The following is a 6,293-nucleotide window of genomic DNA, read 5'->3' on the forward strand; positions in this document are numbered from 1 at the left end:
TATAGACCGCTATTCGGGCTAGTTGCTCACAAGTTGCGCTTGATCTCGGCGATGTGCTCCGGGCCGATGCCACAGCAGCCACCGATCAGGCTCGCCCCACGCGCACGCCAGTCGCGGGCCCATACCAGGTAGCCTGGCGGGTCGAGGTCTTCGCGCAGCTCGCTCAAGCCATCGTTGGCGGTCGCTTCTTTCGATTGCGGCGGGAAGGCATTGGCGTAGGCACCGATGGCGATATCCGCCTGGCGGGCCTCGATCACCGCGCGCGCCACATCCAGCGCCGCGCCGATGACTTCAGGCTGGCTGCAGTTGAACAGCACCGCCACCACCCCGAGGTCGGCCACCGCAGCGATGGCATCGGCCACCGGCTCACCCGAACGCAGGCGCGGCACGCTGTCGACGTCTTCGTCCTGCAAGGTGAACGACACCCAGAACGGCTTGCCGTCCGCTGGCAGATGGCTGTGAATGGCCCGCACTTCGGCAATCGAGCTCTGGGTTTCCGCCAGCCACAGGTCCACATGGGGCGCCAGCCCCTGCAGCAGCGGCGTCAGCACCTCAGTCACCCGCTGCGGCTGGAACAGGTCCGGCCGGTAGGAGCCGAACAACGGTGGCAACGAGCCCGCCACCTGCACAGGTTGCGCACTGGCATCGGCCGCCTGACGTGCCAGTTGCCCCGCCACCGTGGCCAGCTGCAGGCCCTCCCGGGCGAAACGCGCTTCACCGATATGGAACGGCACCACCGCATAGCTGTTGCTGGTGATCACCTGTGCACCGGCAGCGATGAACGCCGCATGCACGCCGACTACCGCCTCGGGGGCCTCGCTCAGGGCCAGCGCCGACCACTCGGGCTGGCGAAACGGCGCACCGCTGCGCTGCAATTCCCGCCCCATGCCACCGTCCAGAACCACCAACGCTCGCTGTGTCATATAACGTTCCTAAAGGTGTTTATGAATAAAATTCATTATGTTTGGTTTATTTATAACTATTTAATACCTCCTGTCCCGTTTTGCCAACACTTCAGGTATTTACATGCGCATCCCAGCCCTGTTCGGCGCGAGCCTTCTGTTACTCGCTACTGCTACTCAAACCTTTGCCGGCACCACCCTTGAGCGCGTCGAGTCGAACAAGGAACTGGTAAACGTGCTGATGGAAAGCTACCCACCGTTCTCGTTCCTCAACGAGCAGAACCAGCTCGACGGCTTCGATGTGGACGTGGCCAAGGCGGTGGCGAAGAAGCTTGGCGTCAAGCTGCGCCTGGAAACACCGTCCTGGGACGTGATCGCCGCCGGCCGCTGGAGCGGCCGCTACGACATCTGCATCTGCTCGATGACCCCGAGCAAGGCCCGCGCCGAAGTGTTCGCCTTCCCGGTGGAGTACTACGCCTCGCCTGCCGTCATCGTGGTCAACGCCAAGGATGAGCGCATCCACGGCGCCAAGGACCTGGACGGTCGCAAGGTCGGCCTGACCGCCGCCTCCAGCTACGAGAGCTACCTGAACAAGAACCTGGTGATCGAAGGCGCCGAAGACCGCCATATCGACTACCCGTTCGAGGCCGTGCAGATCGCCCCCTACGACACCGACAACGTCGCCTTCCAGGACCTGGGCCTGGGCGCCGGCGTGCGCCTGGACGCCATCCTCACCAACCTGGTGACCGCCAAGCCGCGCCTGGACCAGGACAACCGCTTCAAGCTGGCCGGCGCCCCGCTGTATGAAGAACCCAACTCGGTAGCCATCGAAAAAGGCGACCCCGAGTGGGACGCCAAGGTGCGCCAGGTGTTCGCCGAGCTGAAGGCTGACGGCTCGCTGGCGCAGATCTCGCAGAAATGGATCGGCGCCGACATCAGCAAATGAGCACCTTCCCCCCTGCCCCCAAACCCGTGGCCCGCGCCACGGGCGCACGCCTGTTCGGCTTTCGCACCCGGCTGTACCTGACCTGGCTGGCGCTGTTCGCCCTGTTCGTGGCGTTCTTCCTCAGCTTCGATTTGAAGTTCGCGATCATCGTGGAGAAATTCCCCAACCTCGCCGGCTTCAAGCTCGGGCCCAACGGCTTTTTGCAGGGCGCGGCGCTGACCCTGTTCCTGTGCCTGTGCTCGATGGTGGTGTCGGTAGCGTTCGGCTTTGCCGCAGCGCTGGCGCGGCTGTCGAACAGCGCGGTGCTGGTGGGCATCGCCAGCTTCTACACCTCGTTCTTCCGCGGCACCCCGCTGCTGATCCAGATCCTGCTCATCTACCTGGGGCTGCCGCAGCTGGGCCTGGTGCCCGGCGCCATCAGCGCCGGCATCATTGCGTTGTCGTTGAACTACGGTGCGTACCTGAGCGAGATCTTCCGCGCCGGCATCCTCGGCGTGGCCCGCGGCCAGCACGAAGCGGCCCTGGCGCTGGGCATGCGGCCGGTGCAGATCTTCTGCAGCATCGTGCTGCCCCAGGCCATGCGGGTGATCATTCCGCCTACGGCCAACCAGTTCATCTCGATGCTCAAGGACTCGTCGCTGATCTCGGTGATGGGGGTTTGGGAAGTGATGTTCCTGGCGCAGTCGTATGGCCGATCGAGCTATCGGTACCTGGAGATGCTGACCACGGCCGCGGTGATCTACTGGGTGTTGTCGATCCTGCTGGAGCTGGTGCAGGCACGGCTCGAGCGGCATTTTGGCAAGGCCTACCAGCGCTGACCTGCCCGCCTTCCGCACCGTCCCCCCTGTAGGAGCGGATTTATCCGCGATGGGCCGCAAAGCGGCCCCAGCTACGGCAACCCACTGCCGCATCATCCATCACTCAGCGCCTGGCGGAATACCGTCCTTGTTCTTGTCCTTGAGCCGCGCTTTTTCCTCTTCGGTCGAGTGAGCCGGCACCTCGGTTTGTTGCTGATCCTGTTTCTGGTCTGTCATGGCATAGTCCTCACACGTGTTCCCTGAACTGTGAATGCGTGGACTGAAAAATGGTTCCACCCAAGGCTGCACCACCGCAGGCCGCTATGTGCGCAGCGTCACGTTTCGAAAGCCGCTAGTACATGCGTACTATTCTCATCGCGATGCCCCCTCCCGATACTCCCAGCGTCTATCCGTTGCAGCCAAGGAACGCCAGCGCCCTCGGGGCTGGCAGCCACTTGCGTGGCCTCTAATGGAATATCTGGAATCGCCATGAATCCCCTATTCAGACTCTCCCCGCTCGCACTCTCGATCACCCTCGCCCTGTTGCCGAACGCCCACGCTGCGGACTACATCCTCGACAGCGGCGAGGACACTTTCAGCAGCGATCGCGCCTACGATGGCACGGTATCGCTGCGCCCCGGCAACGGCGTGCCCGCCACCCTGACCGTCAACAACGGCGCCGAACTGACCAGCAAAGGTGGGCGAATCGGTGGCTCGGCCACCAACAACGAAGCCAGCACGGCCATGGCCACTGTCACGGTCCAGGGCCCAGGCACCCGCTGGGTGGTGCCGCGCACTACAGCCGTTTTGGGTAACACCATCGTCATCGGCGGCGCCGGCCAAGGCACGCTCAACGTGCAGGACGGCGGCGAAGTGTTTGTGCGCGACCTGCAGCTCAGCGACAACGGCAATGCCGGCAATGCCCTGTCGCGGGCGAACCTGGTGGTCAGCGGCCCGGGCTCGAAGGTGGATGCCGTGAACGTGACCTCTGGCGGCACCTTCCTCTACGACTCGCGCATTACCTTGCAAAATGGCGGGCAGCTGGCCAGCGAGCGCGTGGCCATCAACTCGATCAGCGACCTGTCCGGCACCAACACCCGCTGGGACAACACCGGCAGCTTCCGCAACCGCAACGACCTGAGCCTGAGCGATGGCGCGGTGCTTACCAGCGACTCGATGGAACTGGGTTCGGCCAACATCAGCCGCAATACCGTGGTCAGCGTATCTGGCGAAGGCACGCGCCTGGCCACCCGCGCGCTGACCCTGGGCACCACCACCTCCAGCACTACCCTGGTGCTGGCCAACGGCGCCGAGCTGAGCAGCACCGACGGCATCGACATCAGCGAGCTGACCAGCCTCAACTCGGCCGCACGCGGCGCCCTGAGCATCGGTGGCGCAGTGGTCAGGGACGACAGCCGCACCGATATCGACGCAATCACCGCCGGCGCCGCACAAGCCGCCGGCCGCCTCGACCCGCAAACCGCAATACGCTTCGGCGCCGGGAGCGGGGCATTGGCGTTCAACCACACCGACAGCGACCTGCAAGTGAGCAACAGCATCAGCGGTGCGGGCCGGGTGTATGCCTTCAGCGGCAACACCACCCTGAGCGGTGACCTGACCGGCATGAGCGGCAGCACGGTGGTACGTGGCGGGCGCCTGGTGCTGGCCGGCGATGTCGACCAGACCAACCCACGCGGCTCCTCGCTCCTGAGCGTTGGCAACGGCACCCTGGTGGTCAACGGCACCGTCGGCCACACCGACAGCACCGGCAACTACAGCAACCGCGCCCAGGTCCTGGACGGCGGCGTGCTGGCCGGTACCGGCCAGGTCGGCAGCACCCAGGTTGCCTCGGGCGGTAGCCTTTCGCCGGGTGAAGGCGCGCTGGGTACCCTGACGATCAACGGCGACCTGGACATGGCGGCCGGCTCGCGTTACGCCGCCGACATTGCCGGCGACGGCGGCTCGGACCGCGTCAACGTCAGCGGCACCGCGACCCTGCGTGGCACCCGGGTCGATGTCACCACGCTCAACGACGCGCAAAGCTACCAGACCGGGCAGACCTACACCCTGCTGGCCGCCCAGGGCGGCGTGGTGGACGGCGCTGCGGCCGGCACCGCCTATGCCCAGGCATTTACCAACTCGGCGTTCCTCAACGTCAGCCTGCAGCGCACGGCCAATGAACTGAACCTGACCATCGCGCAGAAGACCACCACCCCAGAGCCGCCTGTCGAACCACCGGTCGAGCCCCCCGTAGAGCCCCCGGTGCAGCCACCGGTCCAGCCGCCTGTGGAACCCCCGGTTCAACCGCCGGTAGAGCCACCCGTTGAACCCCCGGTACAGCCACCGGTCGAGCCACCCGTTGAACCCCCGGTACAGCCACCGGTTCAGCCTCCCGTACAACCCCCGGTGCAGCCGCCAGAAACCGGCGGGCCAGCCACCCCCGGCATCTTCCAGACCGTGGCGCTGACCGAGAACCAGTGGAATACCGCAGGCGCCCTGAGCGAGCTGCAACAAAGCGGCGAGCCGCTGCGCCTGTACAACAACCTGCTGGTGCTGGATGCCGACAGCGCCCGCAACGCCATCGATCAGCTCGCCGGCGACCACCACGGCAGCACCGGCACCGCGCTGATCGCCAACAGCCAAGTGGTCTCCGGCGTGCTGGGCACCCGCCTGCGCACCCTGTTCGACAGCAGCAGCGTGCGCATGCCGCTGGGTGCATCGAGCTTCATGCCCACCGCCCCTGAACTGGAAGGCGGCGCCTGGGCGCAGGCCTTCGGCAACTGGTCAAAGCTGGACGGCAACAACGGCGCCGGCGGTTTGCACCAGCGGACCGGCGGCGTGCTGATTGGCGCCGACGGCAGCCTCACCCCCGACTGGCGCGCCGGCCTCTACGGTGGCTACAGCCGCACCAAGTTCGATGCCGACGACACCGATGCCAAAGGCCACAGCGACAACTACCACCTGGGCCTGTACACCGGCGCCCAACTCGATGCCCTGCGCCTGAGTGCAGACGTCGGCTACACCTGGCACAAGCTGGACAGCAAACGCAACGTGGCCTTTGCCGGGTTCAGCGACCACCTGAAGGGCAAGCGCGACGCCAACACCCTGCAGGCCAGTGGCGAAGCGGCCTACCGCATCGGCTTGGGCTCGGTGGCGCTGGAGCCGTTCGTGGGGGTGTCGTATGTGAAATACGATGCCGATAGCTTCCATGAGAAAGGCGGGGCTGCGGCGCTGGATGTGTCCAGTGAGCAGCAAGATACCTGGTTCTCGACCGTGGGCATGCGTGCTTCAACCCGCACCCGTGTGGCTGACCATGACACCCGGTTCTACGGGTCGTTGGGGTGGCGCCGTGCTTATGGTGACCTGGACCCGAGTAGTACGCAGGCCTTTGCCGGTGGGCCGGACTTTGCGGTACAGGGCATTGCCCAGACGCGTGATGTGGCGATGACTGAATTGGGGGCGACGGTGAAGGTGAACCGCCAGACTGAGGTGGGGTTGTCGTATCAGGGGCAGTTTGGGTCGGACGCCCGGTACCATTCGGTGAATGCGGGGGTTACGGTTCGGTTCTGATGCGGTGAGGTTGCCTTGCCGAGGTGTTCGCCTTGGCAAATGCAGCGCCTGGGAGATCGAGCGCCGCCCGCGCGGCGC

4 protein-coding genes are annotated in these 6,293 nt (G+C 65.4%); 3 read left to right on the forward strand and 1 reads right to left on the reverse strand.

The window, feature by feature from the left end:
* Positions 1–26 precede the first annotated feature (26 nt).
* Positions 27–923, reverse strand: a complete 897-nt coding sequence (locus tag APH27_RS21540) for a homocysteine S-methyltransferase family protein (protein ID WP_033696563.1) — start codon at positions 921–923, stop codon at positions 27–29.
* A 103-nt stretch (positions 924–1,026) separates the two neighbouring features.
* Here APH27_RS21540 and APH27_RS21545 point away from each other — a divergent pair, with 103 nt between their 5' ends.
* The 3 genes from APH27_RS21545 to APH27_RS21555 all read left to right on the forward strand — a co-directional run bounded on the left by APH27_RS21545 (position 1,027) and on the right by APH27_RS21555 (position 6,215).
* Entirely contained in the window at positions 1,027–1,848 is an 822-nt protein-coding gene (locus tag APH27_RS21545; protein WP_060485869.1) for an ABC transporter substrate-binding protein, read from the forward strand.
* The gene (locus APH27_RS21550) at positions 1,845–2,666 is read left to right on the forward strand and encodes an amino acid ABC transporter permease (RefSeq protein ID WP_060485870.1); all 822 of its coding nucleotides are present in this window, start codon (positions 1,845–1,847) and stop codon (positions 2,664–2,666) included. Before APH27_RS21545 ends, APH27_RS21550 begins: the two co-directional genes overlap by 4 nt.
* A 468-nt stretch (positions 2,667–3,134) precedes the next feature.
* Entirely contained in the window at positions 3,135–6,215 is a 3,081-nt protein-coding gene (locus APH27_RS21555; RefSeq protein ID WP_082435233.1) for an autotransporter domain-containing protein, read from the forward strand.
* Positions 6,216–6,293: the final 78 nt, after the last annotated feature.

This window comes from Pseudomonas sp. NBRC 111123, assembly GCF_001320205.1.
GTDB lineage: Bacteria > Pseudomonadota > Gammaproteobacteria > Pseudomonadales > Pseudomonadaceae > Aquipseudomonas > Aquipseudomonas putida_J.